Source organism: Tahibacter harae (assembly GCF_024437735.1).
In the GTDB taxonomy this organism is placed as follows: domain Bacteria; phylum Pseudomonadota; class Gammaproteobacteria; order Xanthomonadales; family Rhodanobacteraceae; genus Tahibacter; species Tahibacter harae.
In genome coordinates, this window is sequence record NZ_JANFQO010000021.1 from 79,761 (window position 1) to 102,380 (window position 22,620).

18 protein-coding genes and 1 tRNA gene are annotated in these 22,620 nt (G+C 67.7%); 8 read left to right on the forward strand and 11 right to left on the reverse strand.

What is annotated here, in order from left to right; all coding sequences use genetic code 11:
- The first annotated feature begins 11 nt into the window (after window positions 1–11).
- Both NM961_RS19100 and NM961_RS19105 read left to right on the forward strand, forming a co-directional pair.
- On the forward strand, window positions 12–245 hold the full coding sequence (locus tag NM961_RS19100) for a hypothetical protein (protein ID WP_255916009.1): 234 nt from the start codon (window positions 12–14) through the stop codon (window positions 243–245).
- Window positions 242–661, forward strand: a complete 420-nt coding sequence (locus tag NM961_RS19105; protein ID WP_255916010.1) for a VOC family protein — start codon at window positions 242–244, stop codon at window positions 659–661. Before NM961_RS19100 ends, NM961_RS19105 begins: the two co-directional genes overlap by 4 nt.
- A 298-nt stretch (window positions 662–959) precedes the next feature.
- Here NM961_RS19105 and NM961_RS19110 read toward each other — a convergent pair whose 3' ends face one another.
- Window positions 960–1,517: a TFIIB-type zinc ribbon-containing protein gene (locus NM961_RS19110; protein WP_255916011.1), complete on the reverse strand. Its 558-nt coding sequence runs from the start codon at window positions 1,515–1,517 to the stop codon at window positions 960–962.
- A 74-nt stretch (window positions 1,518–1,591) separates the two neighbouring features.
- Window positions 1,592–1,676, reverse strand: a tRNA-Leu gene (locus tag NM961_RS19115).
- Window positions 1,677–2,390: 714 nt separating this feature from the next.
- Between NM961_RS19115 and rnr the strand changes: the two genes are divergently transcribed.
- Both rnr and rlmB read left to right on the forward strand, forming a co-directional pair.
- The gene (rnr, locus tag NM961_RS19120; protein WP_255916031.1) at window positions 2,391–4,643 is read left to right on the forward strand and encodes a ribonuclease R; all 2,253 of its coding nucleotides are present in this window, start codon (window positions 2,391–2,393) and stop codon (window positions 4,641–4,643) included.
- Window positions 4,640–5,380: a 23S rRNA (guanosine(2251)-2'-O)-methyltransferase RlmB gene (gene rlmB / locus NM961_RS19125; RefSeq protein ID WP_255916012.1), complete on the forward strand. Its 741-nt coding sequence runs from the start codon at window positions 4,640–4,642 to the stop codon at window positions 5,378–5,380. The genes rnr and rlmB overlap by 4 nt, the downstream gene beginning before the upstream one ends.
- A 307-nt stretch (window positions 5,381–5,687) precedes the next feature.
- Here rlmB and NM961_RS19130 read toward each other — a convergent pair whose 3' ends face one another.
- From NM961_RS19130 to NM961_RS19160, 7 genes are all read right to left on the reverse strand, one after another.
- Complete coding sequence (locus NM961_RS19130) at window positions 5,688–6,050, reverse strand: hypothetical protein (RefSeq protein ID WP_255916013.1); 363 nt, start codon at window positions 6,048–6,050, stop codon at window positions 5,688–5,690.
- A 196-nt stretch (window positions 6,051–6,246) separates the two neighbouring features.
- On the reverse strand, window positions 6,247–6,708 hold the full coding sequence (locus NM961_RS19135) for a hypothetical protein (RefSeq protein ID WP_255916014.1): 462 nt from the start codon (window positions 6,706–6,708) through the stop codon (window positions 6,247–6,249).
- Window positions 6,709–6,807: 99 nt separating this feature from the next.
- A complete protein-coding gene (locus NM961_RS19140) occupies window positions 6,808–9,384 on the reverse strand; it encodes a serine/threonine-protein kinase (protein WP_255916015.1) in 2,577 nt (858 codons plus the stop codon).
- Window positions 9,368–9,952: an ECF-type sigma factor gene (locus NM961_RS19145; protein WP_255916016.1), complete on the reverse strand. Its 585-nt coding sequence runs from the start codon at window positions 9,950–9,952 to the stop codon at window positions 9,368–9,370. The genes NM961_RS19140 and NM961_RS19145 overlap by 17 nt, the downstream gene beginning before the upstream one ends.
- 138 nt (window positions 9,953–10,090) lie before the next feature.
- Window positions 10,091–11,203, reverse strand: coding sequence for a sterol desaturase family protein (locus NM961_RS19150; RefSeq protein WP_255916017.1), 1,113 nt, complete (start codon window positions 11,201–11,203; stop codon window positions 10,091–10,093).
- Window positions 11,204–11,316: 113 nt separating this feature from the next.
- A complete protein-coding gene (locus NM961_RS19155; RefSeq protein WP_255916018.1) occupies window positions 11,317–12,843 on the reverse strand; it encodes a CPBP family glutamic-type intramembrane protease in 1,527 nt (508 codons plus the stop codon).
- 15 nt (window positions 12,844–12,858) lie between these two features.
- Window positions 12,859–13,197, reverse strand: a complete 339-nt coding sequence (locus NM961_RS19160; protein ID WP_255916019.1) for a 4a-hydroxytetrahydrobiopterin dehydratase — start codon at window positions 13,195–13,197, stop codon at window positions 12,859–12,861.
- 100 nt (window positions 13,198–13,297) lie between these two features.
- Between NM961_RS19160 and NM961_RS19165 the strand changes: the two genes are divergently transcribed.
- Window positions 13,298–13,909, forward strand: coding sequence for an NfuA family Fe-S biogenesis protein (locus NM961_RS19165; protein ID WP_255916020.1), 612 nt, complete (start codon window positions 13,298–13,300; stop codon window positions 13,907–13,909).
- Window positions 13,910–13,978: 69 nt separating this feature from the next.
- Here NM961_RS19165 and NM961_RS19170 read toward each other — a convergent pair whose 3' ends face one another.
- Window positions 13,979–14,323, reverse strand: coding sequence for a c-type cytochrome (locus NM961_RS19170; RefSeq protein WP_255916021.1), 345 nt, complete (start codon window positions 14,321–14,323; stop codon window positions 13,979–13,981).
- Between the two features lie 18 nt (window positions 14,324–14,341).
- Window positions 14,342–14,665 carry a c-type cytochrome gene (locus NM961_RS19175; RefSeq protein WP_255916022.1) on the reverse strand — a complete coding sequence of 108 codons (324 nt, stop codon included), beginning with the start codon at window positions 14,663–14,665 and terminating at the stop codon, window positions 14,342–14,344.
- A gap of 338 nt (window positions 14,666–15,003) precedes the next feature.
- On the opposite strand from NM961_RS19175, the gene NM961_RS19180 reads away from it, so the two are divergent.
- The 3 genes from NM961_RS19180 to NM961_RS19190 are packed head-to-tail and all read left to right on the forward strand — an operon-like array spanning window position 15,004 to window position 22,561.
- The gene (locus tag NM961_RS19180; protein WP_255916023.1) at window positions 15,004–16,179 is read left to right on the forward strand and encodes an efflux RND transporter periplasmic adaptor subunit; all 1,176 of its coding nucleotides are present in this window, start codon (window positions 15,004–15,006) and stop codon (window positions 16,177–16,179) included.
- On the forward strand, window positions 16,176–19,490 hold the full coding sequence (locus NM961_RS19185; protein WP_255916024.1) for an efflux RND transporter permease subunit: 3,315 nt from the start codon (window positions 16,176–16,178) through the stop codon (window positions 19,488–19,490). The genes NM961_RS19180 and NM961_RS19185 overlap by 4 nt, the downstream gene beginning before the upstream one ends.
- A complete protein-coding gene (locus NM961_RS19190) occupies window positions 19,487–22,561 on the forward strand; it encodes an efflux RND transporter permease subunit (protein WP_255916025.1) in 3,075 nt (1,024 codons plus the stop codon). Before NM961_RS19185 ends, NM961_RS19190 begins: the two co-directional genes overlap by 4 nt.
- Window positions 22,562–22,620: the final 59 nt, after the last annotated feature.

Below are 22,620 nucleotides of genomic sequence, written 5' to 3' on the forward strand. Positions count from 1 at the left end.
GGGATGCAGGGATGATGAAGCTCATGAGCGGCAACACCTCGCACGACAGCTTGCTGCAGCTGCTGGACAACAAGACGCTGTCGCCGCAGCAGCGCGTGCGCGTCATCGCCACGGCGACGGCGCTGGACATGATCGTGCTGGTGCTGACCCGCAGCAACGATCACAAGCTGGCCGACGAGATGCAGAACCTGCAGAAGTACGCCGATGCGATCGAGGCCAGCCTGACCGGAGCCAAGCCGGCATGAGCGTGCCCTTCGCCATCCGCGCGCTGGACCACATCGTGCTGCGCGCCCGCGACCAGGACGCGCTGGTGCAGTTCTACCTCGACGTGGTCGGCTGCAGTGTGGAGAAGCGCCAGGATGCGATAGGGCTGGTGCAGCTGCGCGCGGGCAGTTCGCTGATCGACATTGTCAGCATCGACGGCAAGCTGGGCCGCCTCGGCGGCGCGGCGCCCGGCGCGGAAGGGCGCAACCTGGATCACTTCTGCCTGCGCATAGAACCCTTCGACCTGGAGGCGCTGCGCGCACACCTGCGCCTGCACGGCGTCACCCCGGGCGAATACGGCTCGCGCTACGGCGCCGAAGGCGAGGGACCTTCGCTGTACTTCAGTGACAGCGAAGGCAACATGATCGAACTGAAGGGGCCGCCCGGCGCCGTGTGATCAGGTTGCGGCGGCCGGGTCCGCGCTGTCGGCAGATACGCGGACCTTTTCCCGGCGTTTGCGTCGCGCGGCGGAAATGTGGCCGGCTCCGCATGGCTGTTCCTGCCGCATCGCCGCGATGATGCGGCCCATGTCGAGCGGCGCGATGGTCGCGGCGGCGTGTGTGCACGAGAACGCCAACCGTCACCGTGGATTGCCTGCGCCGGACGGCAGCTGCGGCGGCGCGCGCGTGCGGAAAACCAGATGCGCCGGCGCACCAGGCGTGCACGCCGCCGGCATGCGCCGCGCGCGTCGAAAATCAGCGCGGAATTTCTTCGCGCACCTGATTCACGTAGGCGAGGATGTCGCGCGCGCTGGCGCTGTCGCGCAGCCATTCGCGCAGTTCGCGCGCCCGCGCGTAGTCGGCACCCAGGCGTTCGCTCCAGCGCTGTTCGGCGCGGCGCTCGGCCTCGGTGGAACGCACACGGTTCTGCCAGGGCTGGGTGAACACCTGGGTCAGGCGGCCGGAGAGGGCGAGCTGGTCCAGCAGCTGCCATTCGCCGCGGTCCAGCCAGGCTTCGTCGCAATGCACGCACAGATCAATCTGGTTGCCGGCGTCGGCGCTGACGCGGAACTTGGTCATGAAGTGCTGACACTTGGGACAGCACAGCGCGACCGAGGTGTCCTGCACTTCGGCCAGTTCCTGTGCGCCGCTGGCGCTGGCGTCTGCGTCGGGCTGGTTCTCGCGCCAGTGGCGATAGGCCAGCAGCGAGAGCAGGCTGCCGCCGCAACCGTCGCAGGACAGTGCCGGCAGATCGGCTTCGATGCGCGAATGGTTGAGACTGCGATCTTTGCAGCGCGGGCAGTTGATGGCCATGGTGCGAGTCCCTGGATTCCACAGTGGCAGACAGCAAAAAGCCCGCTGTTAGGCGGGCTTTTTGATCTTCAGATTGGTGCCCAGGAGAGGACTCGAACCTCCACGGGTCGCCCCGCTAGTACCTGAAACTAGTGCGTCTACCAATTCCGCCACCTGGGCAGGTGCTTCGCGTTGCGTTGTGTTGTCACCGCGAAGGCCGCGAACTATATGGACCGCGGACGAGCTTGTCAACGCTTTGCTTGCAATCAATTCGAATGTCGGCGAGGCTGACTGAATATACTGAGAGAACACATGAAGAAATCACGTACCACGACTCCCACGCGCGAAGGCGCGAAGAAGAAATCCGGACGTCCCGGCTGGATGCCGGAAGCCGGCGCCGGCAGACGCGGCGGCGAAGCTTCCACCACGGCCGCTGCACCCAAGCCTGCGGCGGTGCGCAAGATGGCGGCACTGGCCGCCGCAGCGGCCTCGTCGCAGCGCCCGCGCAAGGCGGAGGAAACGCAAGACGTCAGGCCGCGCAAGAGCGCCGCCGCCGCGGCGCCCGCGCCGACGCCGGCAAAGCGCCGCGAGCGCAATGCCAATTCCGCGCCCGCTGCGCGCAAGCCCGCCGCCATGGACGCGCCGGCCGCGCCGCGCAAGCGCAAGGCCGAGGCAGCTCCTTCCACCGTCCGGCAGGCCGCGCCCGCAGCGCGCCGCAAGGCGGCGGAAAGCATCACTGCAACGAAGACGCAGGCGCGCAAGAGCAGCACCGTCGAAACGCCGGAAACCACAGCGCGCTCGCGCAAGCGTGCCGCAGCCAACGACTACGCGCGCGAGCGCGGCGAGCCGGACAATCGCCCGCGCAAGGGCGCCATCGTGCCGGCCGCCGAAAGCATGAAGCCGCGCAAGGGCGCCGTCGCGGAAGCCGCGGAAAGCGCCAGGCCGCGCAAGGGCGCGCCAGCCGGCGTCAGCACCGATCCCTTTGCCGAGCGCGAACAGCAGCGCTACGAACATCCGATTCCCAGCCGCGAAGCCATCCTGGCCTTCCTCACGGCGCAGGGCCAGCTGATGAATGCCGAGGCGGTGGCCCGCGGTCTGCAGCTCACCCATGAACGCGATTTTGCCGCGCTGACCAAGCGCCTCGCTGCGATGCTGCGCGACGGCCAGCTGATCCAGAACCGCCGTGGCGGCTACGGCGTGGCGCAGAAACTGGACCTGCTGCCCGGGGTGGTGCTGGCCAATCCGGACGGCTACGGTTTCCTCAAGCCCGATGCGGGCGGCGAGGATCTGTATCTGTCGCCGTATGAAATGCGCAAGGTGCTGCACGGCGACCGCGTGCTCGGCAGCATCGTCGGCATGGACCGGCGCGGCCGCCGCCAGGGCGCCATCGTCGAAGTGCTGGAGCGGCGTTCGCCGCGTCTGGTCGGCCGCATCGTGGAACAGGACGGCGTGATCCTGGTCGCGCCGGACGACCGCCGCCTGCACCAGGACATCCTGATCGCGCCGGGCAAGGATCAGGGCGCACGCTCCGGCCAGATCGTCGTCGCCGAGATCACCGAGCCGCCGGGCCTGCACCGCGGTCCCATAGGCCGCGTGCTGGCCGTGCTGGGCGAGCGCCTGACGCCGTCGCTGACGGTGGAGATGGCCATTGCCAGCCACGACATCCCGCACGAATGGCCCGAGGCCGTGCTGCGCGAGGCGGAAACGGTAGAGCCCGAAGTCAGCGCCGGCGAGATCGCCGGGCGCAAGGATCTGCGCGGCCTGCCGCTGGTGACCATCGACGGCGAGGATGCGCGCGACTTCGACGACGCCGTGTTCGCCGAGCCGGTGGCCAGCGGCTTCCGCCTGGTCGTGGCCATCGCCGACGTGTCGCACTACGTGCAGCCGGAAACCGCACTGGACGAGGAAGCCTACAAGCGCGCCACCTCGGTGTATTTCCCCGGCTTTGTCGTGCCCATGCTGCCGGAAACCCTGTCCAACGGCATCTGCTCGCTCAATCCCAAGGTGGAGCGGCTGTGCATGGTCTGTGACATGCAGGTCGACCATGAGGGCGAGGTGGTCAAGTCGAAGTTCTATCCGGCGGTGATGCGCTCGCACGCGCGCCTGACCTACAACCAGGTGTGGAAGGCGCTGGGCGAGAAGGACGCCGAGGCGCGCGCGCAGATCGGCAGCCTGATGCCGCATATTGAACAGCTGTACCAGCTGTACAAGGTGCTGGCCAAGGCGCGCAAGAAGCGCGGCGCGATCGACTTCGAAAGCACCGAGGTGAAGTTCCGCCTGGCGCCATCGGGCGAGGTGGTGCAGCTGGGCGCCGAACCGCGCAACGACGCGCACAAGCTGATTGAGGAATGCATGATCGCCGCCAATGTGCAGGCGGCGCACTTCCTCAGCAAAGCGCGCGTGCCGGCGCTGTACCGCGTGCACGAGCCGCCGCCGGAAGGCAAGTATTCCGACCTGCTCGAATTCCTCAAGGATTTCAGCCTCAAGATGCCGCCGGCCGCGGAAGTGGAGCCGGGCGACTTCGCCAACCTGATCAAGAAGATCCAGAAACGCCCGGACGCCAGCCTGATCGAATCGGTGCTGCTGCGCTCGCAGTCGCTGGCGGCCTACGTGCCCGACTGCGGCGGGCATTTCGGCCTGGCGCTGGATGCGTATGCGCACTTCACCTCGCCGATCCGGCGCTATCCGGACCTGCTGGTACACCGCGCCATCCGCCACGCGCTGTCCAAGGCCAAGCCCTCCGCCTATCGCTATTCGCCCACGGCAATGGCGGCGATGGCGGTTCATTGTTCGCAGTGCAGCCGCCGTGCCGAGGAAGCCGAGCGCGACGTGGACGAGCGCTACAAATGTGCCTGGATGGAAAAGCACGTCGGCAGCGAGTTCGACGGCATCGTCTCGGGCGTCACTTCGTTCGGCCTGTTCGTGGAACTGGTCGATTCCAAGGTCACCGGGCTGGTCCACATCACACAGCTGCCCAACGATTACTACCATTTCGATCCGATACGCCACCTGCTCACCGGCGAGCGGCGCGGGCTGAAATTCCGCCTCGGCGACGCGGTGCGCATACAGGTACTGCGCGCCAGCCTGGAGGACCGCAAGATCGATTTCCGCCTGGTTGCCGATGACACGGAGAAAAAGCGGCGATGAGCCACGAGTTGCTGATTGGAATTAACTCGGTCGAGGCGGCGCTGAGCCACGATCCGAAGAACATCGTCGAGCTGTTCATCGAGACCGGCACGACGAATGCGCGCCTGAAGGAACTGTCCGAACGCGCGCGCGACCTGGGCGTGAAGCCGCACGGCCGCACGCGCGAGCTGCTGGACCGCATGACCGGCGGCGGACGCCACCAGGGCGTGGTCGCGCAGTACCGCGCGGCGCCGCCGCGCAGCGAGAGCGAGCTGGCCGGCCTGGTCGAAGCCGCCGGGCGCGAGGCGCTGGTGCTGGTGCTGGACGGGGTGACCGATCCGCACAATCTCGGCGCCTGCCTGCGCAGCGCCGAAGCGGCCGGCGTCACCGCGGTGGTGGTGACCAAGGACAAGGCCGTGGGCATCACGCCCATCGTGCGCCGCGCTTCCGCCGGCGCCGCTGACCGCGTTCCCTTCATCGCCGTGACCAATCTCGCGCGCACCCTGCGCGCGCTCAAGGATGCGGGCCTGTGGCTGACCGGACTGGTCGGCGAGAGCGAGCAGGATTTCTACCGCGTCGATCTGAAGGGGCCTATTGCCCTGGTCATCGGCAGCGAAGGCGAAGGCTTGCGCCGGCTGACGCGCGAACAGTGCGACTACCTCGTGCGCATCCCCATGCGCGGCGCGGTGGAAAGCCTGAATGTGTCGGTGGCCACCGGCATCACCTTGTTCGAGGTGCTGCGCCAGCGTTCGGTGTGAGAATGGCGGCAGGCGTGCGCAGCGGTGCAATGCCGCCGCGGCGGCCGTGCAGGTTGACAACGACTGGAAGGAGCCGCGCTGAGCGCTGGGCGTATTGCATGCGCGGCGAGGCGCAAGGCTCGGACGTATCACTGGTGACGATCACGCTCCGAGCGCAGAGGCCGCGTGCGGTGTGGGCGAGCGGCTCCGCCGCGGCGTTACGTATTGCGCCCGGTTCGCCAGTACGTCGGCACTGAATCGAGTGCCGGGGCCTGTCTGCGGTAGCGACGCATGTGCAGCAGCGACGGAGCGCCGCCGCTGCGGTCACTCAGAACGACTGGGATGTGCCGCCACGGGCGCTGAGCGCATCGGTGTGCAGTTCGTGGCAGGCCGGCAGCAGCCGGGTGGCGGTTTCGATATGGCCGGCCGGCGTAATCACGCTGACGGCTATGGCGCTGGCATGGTCGGCGAAGCAGCCAACCTCGTGCAGGGCGCCGGTGGAGAAGGGCTGGCCGGTGCGGGCGCCGGCGATATGCCATTCATAGCGGTAGTCGCTGCCTTGCGGCCAGGCTTCGCAGCGGAAGCCGGATTCCAGCGAAATGCAGTCGAGCCCGGCAGCGCCGAGGCTGCCCGATAAGATGAGTGCGAGTCCAACCAGACTGCAGCGCAGAAGATCGTTGCCGGAGCGCATGCACTTCCCCCTAAGAAGTGATCGTTGCGGCTCCGCCAGCGGCTAAACATCGCAGCGCAGTCGCCACGCTCAGGGGGCGCGTGGCGACTGCGATGCGACAGGGCGTTGCGGAGCCCGATTATTCCTACTCGGATCGGAAGCCCCTGAGGGCTCACGCAAGGCTGCAGCGGATTGTTACCAAACGTAACGGGGCGGATCAGTCGCAGGCCGGCAGGATGATGCTGGCGTCGGCGGCCGCGTCCAGCGGGCTGGACACCGAGACCACGACCACGCCGCCGTCGCAGCTGAAGTTCTGGGACGACTCGGGATCGCCGGTGATGACGTCGTTGGACTGTTCGCTGGCCCAGCTGTAGGTCAGCGTTTCGCCCTTGGGCCAGGCCTCGCAGGCGTAGCCGTTGCCGCTGCGCTTGCATTCCAGCGAGGGCGCGATGGGCGGCGAGCTGTTGTCGTCCTGGATGACGATGATCGCCGACTTGTTGCACTCGGACGTGCCGTTGAGCTCGGTGCCGATGGGTACCTGGTAGCGATAGCAGCCGTTGGGGCAGGTCTCGCTGCGAAGGGCTTCGCAAAGTTCGATGTCCGCCCGCACCGGCGAGGCGGACAGGAACGCGGCGGCAAGTGCGATGGAAGACAGGCAGGAAGCGAGAGTACGGAACATGGGTAGCCCCCCTTAGGCTAGGGATAGTGTTGAAAACGGTAGCACCGGCCAGGAGAAGCCGATGCTACAACCGTACGCGGAAAACGCCTGGGCAGGGGCTCAGGGCAAGTTGTCAGATTCTGTGCCAGGTGCGGAAACCGCGCTTGATTTCACCAAATCCGCGGCCGTCGTGCAGTAGCTGGCGATGTCCGCCCGCGGCGCCGGCGCGTCGCAGCCCGCCGCGCTGCTGGCCGCTTTGAGCGCGGCGAGGAAGGCGCTGCGATGGCTGGAGTGGGAGTCCGGCAGGCGCGTCAGGTTGTCGGGCTCCAGCAGCAGGCGCAGCGCATCGCCGGCGCGCTGGCGTTTGAGCAGGAACTGGGCGTAGTGGCTGCGCCAGAATACCAGCGGTGCGCGGGTTTCCTCGGCCTTGGCCTCGCCGCGCTGCAGGATTTCGCGATACAGCGCCTCGGCTTCGGCATCGTTGCCGCCGAGGTCGGTAAGGATCTGCGCCAGGTTGAAGGCCGAGCGCAGCGTGTTCTGATGATCGTTGCCGACCGCGCTGCGCCAGGCGGTCAGCGATTCGCGGAAAACCTGGGCGCCTTCGCCGCGTTCGCCGGCTTCCAGCAGCGAGATACCCAGCGACATGCGCGCGGTGGCCGCGGCAATGCTGTTCTTGCCGTAGATGCGGTCGGCTTCCTCGACCACCTGGCGCGCTTCCGGTACCGTGGCCTTGGCGCCGCGCACCCGGCGCAGCGCGTCCAGCCGATACATGCGGATCAGGGTGAGGCGCGGATGGTCGGGCTGCAGTCCGGCGCTCTGCCATGCGAGGGTCTGGTCGAACAAGGCCAGCGCCTCCTGCGAGCGTTCGGACGAGCGCAGGGCGTTGGCCAGCTGCAGCCGCGCCAGGTTGGCGATATCGTCGGACGGCGGGCGTCCGCGCGTGTCGCGCACCGCCTGTTCCAAATGGGCCAGGGCCTGCTCGCGCAGGCTGCGGTGATGGCATAGCTGGCCCATGGCCAGTTGCCATTCCGGCGTCTGTTCCAGTCCCAGCGCCGCAGCCCGGGTCAGGCGCTCTTCCGCCTCGGCGTAGTCGCCCGCGCTGATGCGGGCGCGCGCCTCCAGGATCAGCAGCGCACCCGTGCGGGCCGCGTCGAATCCTGCCTTGGCAGCGGCCTGTCTCGCGCGTTCGGCCAGCTCCGCGGCCTGCGGGCTCAGGCCTACCGCCAGTTCCACTTCCGCCAGGGTGCCGGCCAGTTCGGCATAGACGTCGGGCTGGGTGTCGAACGTGGTTTCCAATGACGGCCGCGCCGCTTCGAGCACGGCGCGGGCGGTGACGTTGGCGCCGGCGACCTGGGTGGGATTGGCCGCGGCGAAGGCGTTCTTGAGCAGGCCGACGGCACGCTGGGCGCGGTCGCGCTCGTGCGTGATGGCGACGTTCTGGCGCAGTATCGCGGCGACCGCGACGAGTACGGTCAGCAGCAGCACCGCACTCAGCGCCGAGGCCACGCGGTGGCGCGCGACGAACTTGCGCCAGCGGTACCAGCGGTCGCTCTGGCGCTCGCGTATGGGCTGCTGGCGCAGCACGCAGTCGATGTCGTGGTCGAGCTGGTCTATGGTGCCGTAGCGCTCGGTCGGCAGCTTGCGCAGGCAGCGCTGGACGATGTGCTCCAGATCGCCGCGCAGCGCCTCGCGCAGTTCGCGCACGTGGTGGAAGCCGCGCGCCTGGGCCAGGGCCAGGTCGGAGTCGAGGACGCGGCCGGCCATGGGCGGTGGCGGCACCTGGCGTATGGCGTGCTCGATCTCGCCCGGCGTCATGTTGGCGAAGCCGAACGGCAGGCGGCCGGCCAGCAGTTCGTACAGCAGCATGCCCAGGGCGTGGATGTCGCAGGCCACCGTGATCGGCCCGCCGGCGAGCTGCTCCGGCGCGGCGCTGGACGGCGTGAGGAAGCGGTCCATGGTCTGGGTGGCGCTGATATCGCCGAGGCGGCCCAGCGGCTTGGCGATGCCGAAGTCCAGCAGCTTGATCTCGCCGTCGTCGGTGACCAGCACATTGCTGGCCTTGATGTCGCGGTGCACGACCAGGTTGCGGTGCGCATGCGCCACCGCGGCCAGCACCTTGCGGAACAACGCCAGGCGTTCGTCCAGGCCCAGCAGGCGCGCGTCGGCCCAGCCGTCTATGGCCTGGCCGCGCACGAATTCCATCACCACGTAGGGCGTGCCTTCCGGCGTGGTGCTGGCGTCGATCAGGCGCGAGATGCCGGGATGATCCAGCGCGGCGAGAATCGCGCGCTCGGTGGAGAAGCGGCGCAGCAGGGCCGGGTGGACCAGGTCGCGGCGCACGAACTTGATCGCCACTTCCTGGGTGAAATCCGGCCCGCTGCGGGTGGCGCGGAAGACGCGGCCCATGCCGCCCTGGCCGATCTCCTGCTCCAGCCGGTAGACGCCGAACTGCTTGCCCGGCTGCAGCGTGTCGCTGTCGCGGGCGTCCAGGCCGGCGCTGACCAGGCCCAGCGGCGTGCGCGGCTGGCTGTCGAGCAGGCTCAGGTCGCGCTCGATCAGGCGGGCCAGTTCATCGGCCAGGCTGGGATCTTCGGCGCGGCAGCGCGCAAGCAATTGCTCGCGGGCGACGGGATCCAGGTCCAGCGCCTCGTCGAACAGCTCGCCGAGGCGGCGTATGCGCTCAGCCGCCGTCTTCATCGCCGGGCACCACGTCCAGCCGCTCGGCCAGCCAGGCGCGGGCGAAGCGCCACTGACGTCCGACCGTGGCGCGGGACGAGCCGCAGACCTCGGCGATTTCTTCCTTGGTCAGGCCGGAGAACAGACGCAGTTCCACGACGCGGGCGGCGTCCGGCGCGGCCTGGGCGAATTCGGTCAGGGCCTGGTCGACGGCGAGCCAGTCGACGTGGTCGCCCTGGGCCGGCGTCTCGCGCTGGTTCATGTCGTCCAGGGCGATGAAGAGCTGGTCGCCGCCGCGCTTTTCCGCCTGCCGCTCGCGCAGGTAATCGACCACGACGCGGCGCATCAAGGTCGCGGCGATGGCATGGAAATGGGCGCGGTTCTGCCAGTTCACGCCCTGCTGCACGTGCAGGCGTTCGTAGGCCTCGTTGGCCAGTTCGGTGGCGCGCAAGGTCAGCGCGTTGCCGTGGCGGCGCACCTGGGCGCGCGCCAGCTCGCGCAATACCGGATAGATATCGGTCGCCAACGCGTCTTCAACACTGCGATCGCCGCGTTTCCAGCGATCGAGCAGTTCGGTGATCGATGACATCGTACAACCCCCTGCTTGCAACGCGCAGTGTAGCCCCTCTGCGGCGGCCCGGGGCAAGCGCCGGCGACGATGACACGATGTTTTCTTCACCGCTGCCGCGGCGATGCATAAATTGCGCGTGAAGACGCTGCCGCGGCGTCAGACGGTTTCGTGCCCGGTCTTGGCGGGCGGCCGCTGGAACGGCATCAGGTGCTGCTGCCAGATGCCGTCGGGCACGGTTTCCAGCTTCAGCACGCCATATTCCTGCGGCCATTCGCCGCGCGGCGGCAGCTGGAACGTACCCATGAGCATGTCGACCACGGGCAGGTGGATGGCGTAGTTCTTGTCCACCCAGGCCCTGTCGCGCACGTGGTGCCAATGGTGATAGCGCGGCAGCACCAGCAGGTATTCCAGCCAGCCGAACGGCACGCGCACATTGGCATGGGCCAGCACGGCCTGTATGCCGACCAGTACCACGTAGGCATTCACTGCTGCCGGCGCGAAGCCCAGCACCAGCAGCGGCAGCAGCACGGCGCTGCGGGTCAGCACGATCTCGACGAAATGCACGCGCGAGCCGGCCAGCCAGTCCATGTGCCGGCTGGAGTGGTGCACCGCATGAAAGCGCCATAGCCAGGGGATGTTGTGATACGCGCGGTGCAGCAGGGCCTGGGCCAGATCGGCGAAGAACACCGCGATCAGGAACTGCAGCCACAGCGGCAGTGCCTGGATCTGCGCCTTGAGGCCGGGGAACGCCGCCAGGCCGGCGAGGGCGCTGGTCGAGGCCGTGACCAGGATCAGGATGAACTGCACCAGCACATGGCTCATGAAGAAATAGCTGAGGTCGGTTCGCCACTGCGGCCGCAGCGGCGACTGCTCGCGGCCCAGGAAGCGTTCCAGCGGCACGAACACCAGGGCGGAGAAGAACAGCGAAATGACGAACCAGTCCAGTCCTAGCGAATACGGCGTTTTTCCTATCGCATCGAATTGCACATTGCTGCCGCCCAGCAGCACGGCCAGGGTGGCGCTGGCCACGCCGAGCAGGGCGACGCGGCGGTTGCGCCCGCGCAGTACCGCCAGGGTGCCCAGCACGAAGGCGGCGATCAGCCCGGCCAGCAGCAGGTGGCGGGCGAAGGCCTCGCTGTAGACCTGGCGGAAATCCTTGCTGGTCATCAGCTGCGGAAAATGGAAGCAGAGCACGCCGATCAGGCTGCCGCAGCCGAGGAAGGCAGCGAGATAGGCCAGCCAGGAACGGCGCGGGGAAGTGGCGGTCACGACGGTTGCTCCATAATCTGTGGAATTCTGCGCCAGGCAAACGCGGGCGCCGGGCTCATCCGAACATGCCGCGGCTTCCGCAGGCAAGACGGCGGGCGCGCCAACGTGGGCGGCTAGAGGAAAAAGCGCAGGCTGACCTCGGCCGAGCGCAGCAGCTGCGGCGGCAGCCCCTGCACCAGCAGCCCGGCCGCCAGCGCATGCGACAGGGCGATGGGCCAGAGGCCGCGTTCGCGCAGCCAGATCGCGCTCCACAGCAGGCCGCCGGCGAAGGTGGCCAGCATCAGCGTGGCGTTCGGCGCATGCAGCAGGGCGAAGACCAGGGCGGCGGCCAGGGCGATCCAGCGCGGCGCCAGGCCGCTGCCGCGCAGCCGTTCGGCGAATACGCGGCAGATCAGCCATTGCTGCAGCGCGGCCCAGAGCACGTACAGCGGCAGTCCTGCCCAGTGCAGGCCCGGCCGGGCGCCGGCGGGGATGGCCAGCAGCACCAGCAGCAGGGCCAGGACCGGTCCCAGGGCCGCCAGCAGCCAGGCCCGCGGCGTGCCGCGCCAAGCGTGGGCCAGGCGTGGCTGGCGCGGGGTCGGCGCGGCGGCGTAGAGCAGGGCCAGGCCCAGCGCGGCCAGGGTCCAGGTATCAAAGTCATCGCTCACGCGCAGACCGGCGACCAGGTACAGCGGCAGGGCGACGGCGGCCAGGGACTGCAGCAGGGCCGCTGCGCGCGGATTGCGTGGCGGACGCCGATACAGGCCGGCGAGCAGAATCGCGGTGGCTGCCAGGGCCAGCCAGGCAGGGATGGACGCGTGTGTGGCGGCGGTGTCCAGCGCAGGATCTGCGCCGGCAGTCGCGGCGGACGCAGTGTGTTCTGCGGTCTCGCTGACGGCGGCAGCCACGGCTTCGGTGTCATGCCGGTATACGACCAGCGCAAACGGCTCGCGCTCGCGCAGCCGGTCGCGCGCGGCAAGCAGCTGTTCCGGCTTCAGCCCGTCCTGGGCTGCGAACAACGGCAGGCGCGGCGGCGCGAGGGCGGCGGCGGCTTGCAGCGGCTGCCAGTCGGCAGCGCCCGGGGGCAGCGGCAGCAAGGCCCCGGACGGCCGCAGCACCACCTCGCCCAGCAGCAGATCCTGTTCCAGCGCGGCCAGGCGCAGGCGCAGCATGGCGGCGCGGTGCGGCGGTGTGGCCAGGCTGCCGTCGTCCTGGCGCCAGGCCAGGGCGTCCAGCGCAATGCTGGCTGCGGCGGGTACTTCTGCGTGGCGCTGCGGCTGGTCCAGTCTTTCGCGCAGCAACAGGAAAAAGGCGGGCAGGGGACGGTCGCTGTCGATCTGCAACCGGCCGAAGCGGCTCAGATCTAGCGCGCCGCGCAGGCGCAGTCCGAGTTCGCAGACTTGGCTGCCGGCGCGCAGTCGCAGGCCGGCCGGTGTGAATTCGTACGCACAGTCGCCGAACACGCGGCCGCCGACCAGATCGCCGCTGTTGCGCAACTGCCAGCGCAACGGCGTGTCGCCGCGCGCCAGCGCGCCGAGGCTGGCCACGGCTTCCGCGCGCAGCTGCCGGGCCAGCTGCCAGCGCGCCAGGTAGTCCAGCCCGGCCAGGCAGGCCAGAACGGCCAGCAGCCACAGCGCGGCTTGTACGGCGCTTGCGCGCATGGGCCGGCGCGGGACTCAGTCGATGATGGCGTCGACCTTGGCCGCGCAGAGGAAATCGTTCAGCGACAGCCCGCCCACGTCGTGGGTGGACCAGCGCATGCGGCAGTAGTTGTAGCCGACTTCCAGATCCGGGTGATGGTCTTCGCGGTTGGCCATCCAGGCGACGGCGTTGACGAAGCCCATGGTGTGGTGGAAATCGCGGAATTTGAATTCGCGGCGCAGCTCGCCCTTGGCCGCATCCACCTGCCATTGCGGGATCAGCCGGCCCAGCTCGGTCTGGCGTTCGGCCGGCAGCGCGTCGGCGGCGCCTTTGCGCGGGATGCAGTGCGTGGCGATCAGTTCGTCCTTGGTCATGACGGGGCTCCGGCGCTGGGAAAGCGGCGAGTATAACGGTGCCCGCCTTGGTCCAGGCTGGAATCAGGACTACAATGGTCCAGATTCAACGGAAGCCGTCATGATCAATATTTCCGAGCGCGCCCAGCAACATTTCCTCAAGCTCATCGACCAGCAAGGCATTCCCGGCCTGGGCATCCGCCTGCGTGCGGTCAAGGCCGGCACACCCGCGGCGGACTGCCAGCTCGAATTCTGCGAAGCGGCCGATCTCGCCGGCGACGAATGGACGGTGGAATGCCGCGGCTTCCCGCTCTATGTCGAAGCCGCCAGCGTTCCCTTCCTCGACGCCGCCGAGATCGACTACGAAACCTCGCCCACCGGCGGCCAGCTCACCATCCGCGCGCCGCGCATCAAGGGCGAAGTGCCGGGCGAGGGCGCCAGCCTGGTGGAGCGCGTGCGCTACGTGATCGAGACCGAGATCAATCCCCGCGTCGCCGCCCACGGCGGCCGCATCAGCCTGGAAGAAATCACCGCCGAGGGCGTGGTGCTGCTGCGTTTCGGCGGCGGCTGCCATGGCTGCGGCATGGCCGATGTGACGCTCAAGAACGGCGTGGAAAAGACCCTGCGCGAGCGCGTGCCGGAAATCACCGCGGTGCGCGACGCCACCGACCATGCCAGCGGCGCCAATCCGTATTTCGCCGCCAAGGCCGAAGGCAAGTCGGCGCTGGCCTGAGCGCGATAGGGCGTCAACGAAAAAGCCCGGCGATGCCGGGCTTTTTCGTTTCACAGAGTGCCGCCGCGATTACTTCTTCGGCGGGTGGCTCAGGTCGGTCAGCTTGGTCGGCAGGCTGGAGTAGTACAGCGCCAGATCGGCGATGCCTTGCGTGGTCAGCGGTTCCACCGACAGCGCCATGATGGCGTTCTTGCGCCGGCCGGCCTTGTACTCGGTGAGCGCGTGTTCGAGATAGTTGCGGTATTGGCCGGCCAGCTTGGGATACTGCGGGTCGGTCGGGTTGCCGTCCGCGCCGTGGCACTGGGCGCAGGTCTGGGCCAGCTTCTTGCCGTTCTCGATATTGCCGGCGGCCTGGGCTGCCGAGGAAACGGCCAGCATGCCGGCCAGCGCGATCAGGGAGAGCGTGCGATTCATCCGTAGCGTCCTCGTGTCTTACTGGGCCAGGCCGGCGAGATACGCGGCGATGTCTTCGATGTCCTGCTTGCTCAGGCTTTCGCCCTGGGCCTGCATGGTCGGGTGGGCGCGCTCGCCGGTCTTGTAGGCGGTCAGCGCGGCGACGAGGTACTCGTAGCTCTGTCCGCCGATGCGCGGCACATGGTAGTTCGGATAGGCATTGGTATAGCCCGGAACGCCATGGCAGCCGTGGCAGGTGTAGGTCTTGAGGCGGCCTTCTTCCTTGTTGCCCGCGGCATGGGCGGTGCTGGCGGCGAGAGCGGCGGTGGCTAACAGGGAAGCAAGCAGTTGCGATCGAGTCATCGGCGGGGTTCCGGCGGGGGCTGTTGCCTGGCTGGTAAAGCCGCGAGTATAGCCTGCGCCCGCGTCCGCGCTCCAGCCGCGTCCGCCCGGATCGTCACAGCCGTTGCTTGTGACTACCGGCTCAAGACGCCGGCGTCCGCGTTTGCGCAGACTGCGTACCTCACCGCGGAGGGGGAAAAACCCGGTGCATCTGCCAGCGCTTTCGCCGTATCCCTGAACCGGCGCCGACTATTGTCACGTTTGGTGATGTAGTCTAGTATAACACCACAATACCAGCACACGGGCCTATCGCCATGCGCGCCTATCCACGTCATTCCGCCTTGCAAGGACGATCGGGAATGTCTCGTAATTTTTTGATTCTTCTCATATCTCTGCTGCTGGTGGCCTGTGGCAAGGGCGGCGACAAGGGCAAGGCGGCGGAAAACGCCCTGGTCCCGGTAGAGGCCGTCACCGCCGCTACCCGGGCCATCGACGCCAGCTATTCCGGCACTGCCACGCTGGAAGCCGACCGCGAAGCCGACGTGGTCGCCAAGACCGGCGGCGTGCTGCTCAAGCTGCTGGTCGAGGAAGGCGACACGGTGCGCCAGGGCCAGGTGCTGGCCCGCCTGGACGATGCCAGCCCGCGCCTGAGCCTGGCCAAGGCCGAGGCCACCCTGCGCAAGCTCGAAGCCGACTACCGCCGCGCCGACGAGATGTTCGGCAAGAAGCTGCTCTCGCTGGAAGAGCACGACAAGATCAAGTTCGACCTGGACAACCAGCGCGCCGCCTACGACCTGGCCCGGCTGGAGCTGTCCTATACCCAGGTCGAGGCGCCCATCGACGGCGTGATCGGCAAGCGCATGGTCAAGGAAGGCAACCTGATCCAGCTCAACCAGGCGCTGTTCCATATCGTGGATTTCGACCCGCTGCTGGGCGTGCTCAACGTGCCCGAGCGCGAACTCAATACCCTGAAGCCCGAGCAGCCGGTGAGCATGGTGGTCGATGCGCTGCCGGGCCAGCGTTTTCCCGGCGTGATCGAGCGCGTCAGCCCGGTGGTCGAGGCGGCCAGCGGCACCTTCCGCGTCACCTGCCGCTTCAGCGCGCAGAACCAGGCGCTCAAGCCCGGCATGTTCGGGCGCATCGACGTGGTCTATGACCGCAAGCTCGACGCGCTGACCATCCCGCGCAGCGCCCTCATCGAGGAAGACGGCGAGACCGCCGTGTTCCTCATCGTCGATGCGCCGCCACCGGCGGCTCCCGAGGCAGGCAAGGACGGCAAGGGCGGCAAGGACGCTGCCAAGGATGCCACGCCCGCCACGCCGGCCGCGCCCGCGCTGCAGGCGCAGCGCCGCGTGGTCCACGTCGGCTTCGCCGATGCGGACTACATCGAAGTGCGCGACGGCCTGAAGGCCGGCGACCGCGTCATCACCGTAGGCCGCAACGCGGTGCGCGACGGCACCCTGGTGCAGGTGCTGGACACCACTGCGCCGGCCGCGCCGCCGGCCGCCGTGGCGACGACGGAGAAGACGCCATGAGCATCGTCGACATCGCCACCCGCCGCCGCGTGACAGTGGCCATGTTCACCCTGACCTTCGTGCTGTTCGGCGTGATCGCGCTGTTCGGCCTCAAGGTCAACCTGCTGCCGGATCTTTCCTATCCCACGCTCACGGTGCGGACCGAATACGAAGGCGCCGCGCCGCTGGAAATCGAGAACCTCATCACCCAGCCGGTGGAAGAAGTGCTGGGCGTGGTCAAGAACGTGCGCAAGCTGCATTCGGTCTCGCGCACCGGCCAGTCCGATGTGATCCTGGAATTCACCTGGGGCACGGACATGGACATGGCCAGCCTGGAAGTGCGCGACAAGCTGGAGCTGCTGCAGTTGCCGCTGGAAGCGAAGAAGCCGCTGCTGCTGCGCTTCAATCCGTCCACCGATCCCATCATCCGCTACGGCCTCATCGCCAAGGGCGAGGACGGCGGCTTCAACGAGGCGCGCCTGAAGCAGCTGCGCCGCTTCGCCGACGACGAGCTGAAAAAGAAGCTGGAACCGATCGCCGGTGTTGCCGCGGTCAAGGTCGGCGGCGGCCTGGAGGACGAGGTCGCGGTGGAGATCGACCAACAGAAGCTGTCCCAGCTCGGCATCGGCGTGGACGAAGTCGTGCAGCGCCTCAAGGACGAGAACGTCAACATCTCCGGCGGCCGCATCGAGGAAGGCTCGCAGCGCTATCTGGTGCGCACCATCAACCAGTTTGCCAAGGTCGAGGAGATGCGCGAGCTGCTGGTCAAGATCGACAAGGGCGTGCCCATCCGCCTGAAGGACGTGGCTCATGTGCACCAGAGCTACAAGGAACGCGAAGGCATAGTGCGCATCGACGGCCGCGAGGCGATCGAGCTGGCCGTGTACAAGGAAGGCGATGCCAACACGGTCAGCGTGGCCACCGGCGTGAAGAACGCGGTGGAACACATGCGCGAGAACAAGACCCTGCCCGAAAGCGCCGAACTCAAGGTCATCGACGACCAATCGCTGTTCATCGGCGCAGCCCTGCATGAAGTGCGCTTCGACGCGCTGCTCGGCGGCATGCTGGCCATCCTGGTGATCTTCTTCTTCCTGCACGACAGCTGGAGCACCTTCATCATCTCGCTGTCGCTGCCGGTGTCGCTGATCACGACCTTCTTCTTCATGGGGCAGGCCGATCTCAGCCTCAACGTGATGTCGCTGGGCGGCCTGGCCCTGGCCACCGGCATGGTGGTGGACGATTCCATCGTGGTGCTGGAGAACATCGCACGGCTGCGCGAGAAGGGTCTGGGCATCGTCGAGGCGGCGGTGCAGGGCACCAAGGAAGTGGGCATGGCAGTGACCGCGTCCACGCTGACCACGGTCGCAGTGTTCTTCCCGCTGGTGTTCGTGCAGGGCGTGGCCGGCCAGCTGTTCCGCGACCAGGCCCTGACCATCACCTTCGCCATGCTGATCTCGCTGGTCGTGTCCATGACCCTGATCCCCATGCTGGCCTCGCTGCGCGGCCGCGCGCCGCTGGCCTATGCGGAGGAACTCAACAACGACAAGCGCGCCAGCCGCCTGGGCTTCCTGCCGCGCGGCCTGGTCTGGCTGTTCGTCGGCTTGTTCCGCGTTATCGGCCGCGTGGTCGGCACGGCGCTGCGCGCGGTGGGCAAGATCGTGCTGCTGCCGTACAACCGCCTCGCCGCGGGCTACGAACGCATGCTGCCCAAGGTGCTGGCGCGGCCCTGGTTTGTGCTGGCCTTCTCCGTGCTGGCCTTTCTCGGCACGCTGGCGCTGGTGCCGACCCTGGGCATGGACCTGATTCCGCAGCTGGCCCAGGGCCGCTTCGAGATGACGGTCAAGCTGCCGCCGGGCACGCCGCTGGCCAACAGCGACGCGCTGGCGCGCGAACTGCAGCTCAAGCACGCGAACGATCCGAACATCGCCACCATCTACGGCGTCTCCGGCGTGGGCACGCGGCTGGACGCCAACCCGACCGAGTCCGGCGAGAACATCGCGCGCCTGCTGATCGCACTCAAACCCGAGGCCGGCGAGGCGGGCGAGCGTGCCGCCATGGATGCGCTGCGCAAGACCATGGCCGGTCATCCCGGCGGGGAAGTGAAATTCTCCCGTCCGCAACTTTTCAGCTTCTCCACGCCGCTGGAAATCGAGATTCGCGGCTATGACCTGGATACGCTGAAGAAGGCCGGCCAGAAGCTCACCGGGCTGATGAAGAACTCCAGCCGCTTTACCGATGTGAAATCCACCGTCGAAGGCGGCTATCCGGAAGTGCAGATCAGCTTCGATCACGACCGCGCCGCGGCGCTGGGCCTGACCACGCGCGCCATCGCCGACCAGGTTGTGCGCAAGGTGCGCGGCGAAGTGGCCACGCGCTACAACTTCCGCGACCGCAAGATCGACGTGCTGGTGCGGGCGCGCGAGGACGACCGCGCCAGCGTGGACGATATCCGCAACCTGATCGTGAACTCGGCCCAGATCGAGGCGGCCAGCGCCGCTGCGGCCGCCGCCGGCCCGGGCCGCGCCGCGGCCGAGGTCAAGCCGGTGCGCTTGTCCGCGGTGGCCGACGTGCGCGCCACCGAAGGTCCCAGCGAGATCCACCGCGTCAGCCAGGAGCGCGTCGCCATCGTCTCGTCCAACCTGGCCTACGGCGATCTCTCCAGCGCGGTGCAGGAAGTGCGCGAGATCATGGCGAAGCATCCGCTCGCCGCCGGCATCTCGGTCAATATCGGCGGGCAGAGCGAGGAACTGGATTCCTCGGTCAACTCGCTGCTGTTCGCCCTGGCCCTGGCCATCTTCCTGGTCTACCTGGTGATGGCCTCGCAGTTTGAATCGCTGCTGCATCCCTTCGTGATCATGTTCTCCATCCCTCTGGCCGCGGTCGGCGCGGTACTGGCGCTCAAGCTCACCGGCAATGCGATCAGCGTGGTGGTGTTCATCGGCCTCATCATGCTGGTCGGCATCGTGGTGAAGAACGCGATCGTGCTGATCGACCGCGTCAACCAGCTGCGCGAGCATGGCGTGGCCAAGCGCGATGCGATCGTGCAGGGCGCCGAGTCGCGCCTGCGCCCGATCGTGATGACCACGCTGTGCACCCTGATCGGCTTCCTGCCCCTGGCCATAGGCCTGGGCGACGGCGCCGAGGTGCGCGCGCCCATGGCGATCACCGTGATCGGCGGCCTGCTGGTGTCCACCTTGCTGACCCTGGTGGTCATTCCCATCGTGTACGACCGCCTGGATTTCCGTGGCGACGCCTGGTTCCGCGCCCGCGCCGAGCGCCAGGCCGCGCGCAAGGCCGAGGCCACGCTGGAGCCGCTGGAGCACACGCCATGAACCTGGCCGACCTCAGCCTGAAACGGCCCGTCACCACCACGATGTTCTTCCTGTCGATGATGGTGATTGGCCTGATCGCGGCCTTCCGCCTGCCGCTGGAACAGTTCCCGGATATCGAGTTCCCGTTCCTGTTCGTGGACGTGCCGTATCCGGGTTCCACGCCGGCCGAGGTCGAGCGCGTACTGGCGCGGCCGATCGAGGAGGCGCTGTCGACCGTGCCCGGCATACAGCGCATGCAGTCGACCTCGCGCGCCGACGGCGTGCAGATCTTCATTCAGTTCAAGTGGGGCAACAGCGTCGCGGTCAAGGCGGTGGAAGCGCGCGAGAAGATCGACGCCATCCGCAAGGATCTGCCGTCGGACCTGCAGCGCTACCAGGTGTTGAAATTCTCCGCCTCGGACCAGCCGCTGCTGCAGTTGCGCGTGTCCAGCGACATCGACATGTCCAATTCCTATGAGCTTCTGGACCGGCGCGCCAAGCGTCCGCTGGAGAAGATCCCCGGCGTGGCCCGCGTGGATATCCAGGGCGTGTCCCCGCCGGAGCTGCAGATCGAGCTGTCGTCGGACCGCATCGCCGCCAGCGGCGTCAGCCTGAACGAACTGTATGCGCAGCTGGGCAAGGCCAATTTCTCGGTCTCGGCCGGGCAGATCCTCGACGGCGGCACGCGCTACCGGGTACAGCCCCAGGGCGAATGGAAAAGCCTGGAGGACGTGCGCAACCTCATCATCAACGGGCGCGGCCTCAAGCTCGGCGACATTGCCACGGTCACGCTCAAGCCCGCGCGCCTGGACTATATGCGCCGGCTGGACAAGCGCCCGGCCATCGGCATCGACATCTACAAGGAACGCAATGCCAACCTGGTCGAGGTCGGCCGGCTGGTGAAGGAAGAGGTCGAGCGCATCAAGCAGTCGCCGGAAATGCGCGGCATCGATGTATACGCGCTGGAGGACCAGGCCAGCGCCGTCACGTCCTCGCTGTACGAGCTGACCGAGGCCGGCGTGATCGGCACCCTGCTGTCGGTGCTGGTGCTGTTCTATTTCCTGCGCGACATCAATTCCACCCTGATGGTGTCGCTGGCAATCCCGATCTGCTTCGTCATGACCCTGGGCTGCATGTACTTCCTCGGCATCAGCCTGAACATCCTGTCCATGATGGGCCTGCTGCTGGCCGTGGGCATGCTGGTGGACAACGCCGTCGTGGTGGTGGAGAGCATTTACCAGTACCGCGAAAAGTATCCGGACAAGCCCTGGTACTGCGCGGTGGAGGGAACTCAGGCCGTGGGTATCGCCATTGCCGCCGGCACCTTCGCCAGCATCGTGGTGTTCCTGCCCAATATCTTCGGTGCCAAGAACCAGATCAGCATTTTCCTGACCCAGGTCGCCGTGGCCATGTCCATCGCCCATCTGGCCTCGTGGCTGGTCGCCGTGACCCTGGTGCCCATGCTGTCGGCGCGCCTGCCCACGCCCAAGTTCGTCGGCCGCAAGACCCTGGTCACGCGCCTGCAGGACGGCTATGCCAACCTGGTCGGCTGGACCCTGCGCCACCGCAAGCTGACCACCCTGGGCGTGGTGCTGATGTGCGTGGTCAGCGTGGCCGGGCCCATGCTGCATGTGAACAGCGACATGTTCCCGGCCGGCGAAGGTTCCACCCTGCGCCTGCAGTACGACCTCAACGGCCTTTACCGGCTGGACGAGCTGAAGAAATCCATCAGCAAGGTCGAGGATTATCTTTTGTCGAACAAGGACAAGTTCGATATCAAGTCGGTCTACAGCTATGCCGACGAGCGCGGCAACGCCATCACCAACGTGATCCTGGTCGATGCCAAGCACAAGAAGCGCAGCTCCACCGCGATCATGGAAGACATCCGCAAGGGTCTGCCGCAGATACCCGTCGGCAAGGCCAGCTTCGACCAGAACCGCGGCGGCGGCAGCGGCGAAGGGCTGCGCGTGTCCCTGGTCGGCGATTCCATGGACCGCCTGCACGAGCTGTCCGAGGCGGTGATTCCGGTGCTGGCCCGGGTCGAAGGCCTGCGCGACGTGCGCACGGCCGAGCGTACCGGCGACCGCGAGGTCGCGGTGCGGGTGGACCGCGAGCGCGCCAAGTCGTATGGCTTCTCCGCCAACGAAGTGGCCAGTTACGTCGGCATCGCCCTGCGCGGCGCACCGCTGAAGGAGTTCCGCAACGGCGACACCGAGATCCCGGTCTGGCTGCGCTTCCAGGGCGCCGACACCCAGAGCGTCGCCGGCATGGCCGACTTCAAGCTGCGCCGCGCCGACGGCACCCTGGTGCCGCTGATGTCCCTGGTCGAGGTGCGTACCCAGGAAGCCGCCTCGGCGATCCAGCGCGACGGCCGCCAGACCTCGCTGCCGATCACCGCCAACCTGGCCCCGGGCACGACCCAGGACGATGCGCGCGCGGCGATAGAAAAGGCGATGAAGTCGGTCAGCCTGCCGGCCGGCTACCGCTGGACCTTCGGCCGCAGCTTCGACGAGGCCGACGAGGCCGGCAAGCAGATGCTGCTCAATACCGTGCTGGCCCTGGTGCTGGTGTATGTGGTGATGTGCGCGATGTTTGAATCGCTGGTGTTCCCGGCGGCCATACTCACGACCTTCATCTTCTCCATCTTCGGCGTGTACTGGCTGTTCTGGATCACCGGCACCACGTTCTCCATCATGGCCTGGATCGGCGTGCTGATCCTGATGGGCGTGGTGGTCAACAACGGCATCGTCATGATCGTCCACGTCAACCAGCTGCGCCACGAGGGCATGCTGCGCGGCGAGGCCCTGATCGCCGGCGCGCGCGACCGCCTGCGGCCCATCCTGATGACCATGGGCACGGCCATCCTGGGCATGGTGCCGCTGTGCCTGAGCACCACCGAGATGGGCGGCGACGGTCCGCCGTACTACCCGATGGCGCGGGCCATCGCCGGCGGCCTGCTGTTCTCCACCGCGGTGACCCTGCTGGCCCTGCCGGTGATCTACGCCCAGCTCGACGACCTGCGCATGTGGGTGCGCCGGGTGTTCCGCGACGCGCGCGAAGGGCGCGTAATGCGTCCGGCTGCGCTCGACTGAGCCCGTGACGCAGCGGCGTGGCGGCCCCCCCGGCCGGCCCCCCCCCCGACGCCACCCCG

Coding starts and splice junctions, on each gene's coding strand:
- NM961_RS19180 (WP_255916023.1), top strand. CDS start 15,004: ATGTCTCGTAATTTTTTGATTCTTCTCATATCTCTGCTGCTGGTGGCC.
- NM961_RS19175 (WP_255916022.1), bottom strand. CDS start 14,665: ATGACTCGATCGCAACTGCTTGCTTCCCTGTTAGCCACCGCCGCTCTC.
- NM961_RS19190 (WP_255916025.1), top strand. CDS start 19,487: ATGAACCTGGCCGACCTCAGCCTGAAACGGCCCGTCACCACCACGATG.
- rlmB (WP_255916012.1), top strand. CDS start 4,640: ATGAGCCACGAGTTGCTGATTGGAATTAACTCGGTCGAGGCGGCGCTG.
- NM961_RS19130 (WP_255916013.1), bottom strand. CDS start 6,050: ATGCGCTCCGGCAACGATCTTCTGCGCTGCAGTCTGGTTGGACTCGCA.
- rnr (WP_255916031.1), top strand. CDS start 2,391: ATGAAGCCGCGCAAGGGCGCCGTCGCGGAAGCCGCGGAAAGCGCCAGG.
- NM961_RS19145 (WP_255916016.1), bottom strand. CDS start 9,952: ATGTCATCGATCACCGAACTGCTCGATCGCTGGAAACGCGGCGATCGC.
- NM961_RS19155 (WP_255916018.1), bottom strand. CDS start 12,843: ATGCGCGCAAGCGCCGTACAAGCCGCGCTGTGGCTGCTGGCCGTTCTG.
- NM961_RS19110 (WP_255916011.1), bottom strand. CDS start 1,517: ATGGCCATCAACTGCCCGCGCTGCAAAGATCGCAGTCTCAACCATTCG.
- NM961_RS19105 (WP_255916010.1), top strand. CDS start 242: ATGAGCGTGCCCTTCGCCATCCGCGCGCTGGACCACATCGTGCTGCGC.
- NM961_RS19170 (WP_255916021.1), bottom strand. CDS start 14,323: ATGAATCGCACGCTCTCCCTGATCGCGCTGGCCGGCATGCTGGCCGTT.
- NM961_RS19160 (WP_255916019.1), bottom strand. CDS start 13,197: ATGACCAAGGACGAACTGATCGCCACGCACTGCATCCCGCGCAAAGGC.
- NM961_RS19100 (WP_255916009.1), top strand. CDS start 12: ATGATGAAGCTCATGAGCGGCAACACCTCGCACGACAGCTTGCTGCAG.
- NM961_RS19165 (WP_255916020.1), top strand. CDS start 13,298: ATGATCAATATTTCCGAGCGCGCCCAGCAACATTTCCTCAAGCTCATC.
- NM961_RS19135 (WP_255916014.1), bottom strand. CDS start 6,708: ATGTTCCGTACTCTCGCTTCCTGCCTGTCTTCCATCGCACTTGCCGCC.
- NM961_RS19185 (WP_255916024.1), top strand. CDS start 16,176: ATGAGCATCGTCGACATCGCCACCCGCCGCCGCGTGACAGTGGCCATG.
- NM961_RS19140 (WP_255916015.1), bottom strand. CDS start 9,384: ATGAAGACGGCGGCTGAGCGCATACGCCGCCTCGGCGAGCTGTTCGAC.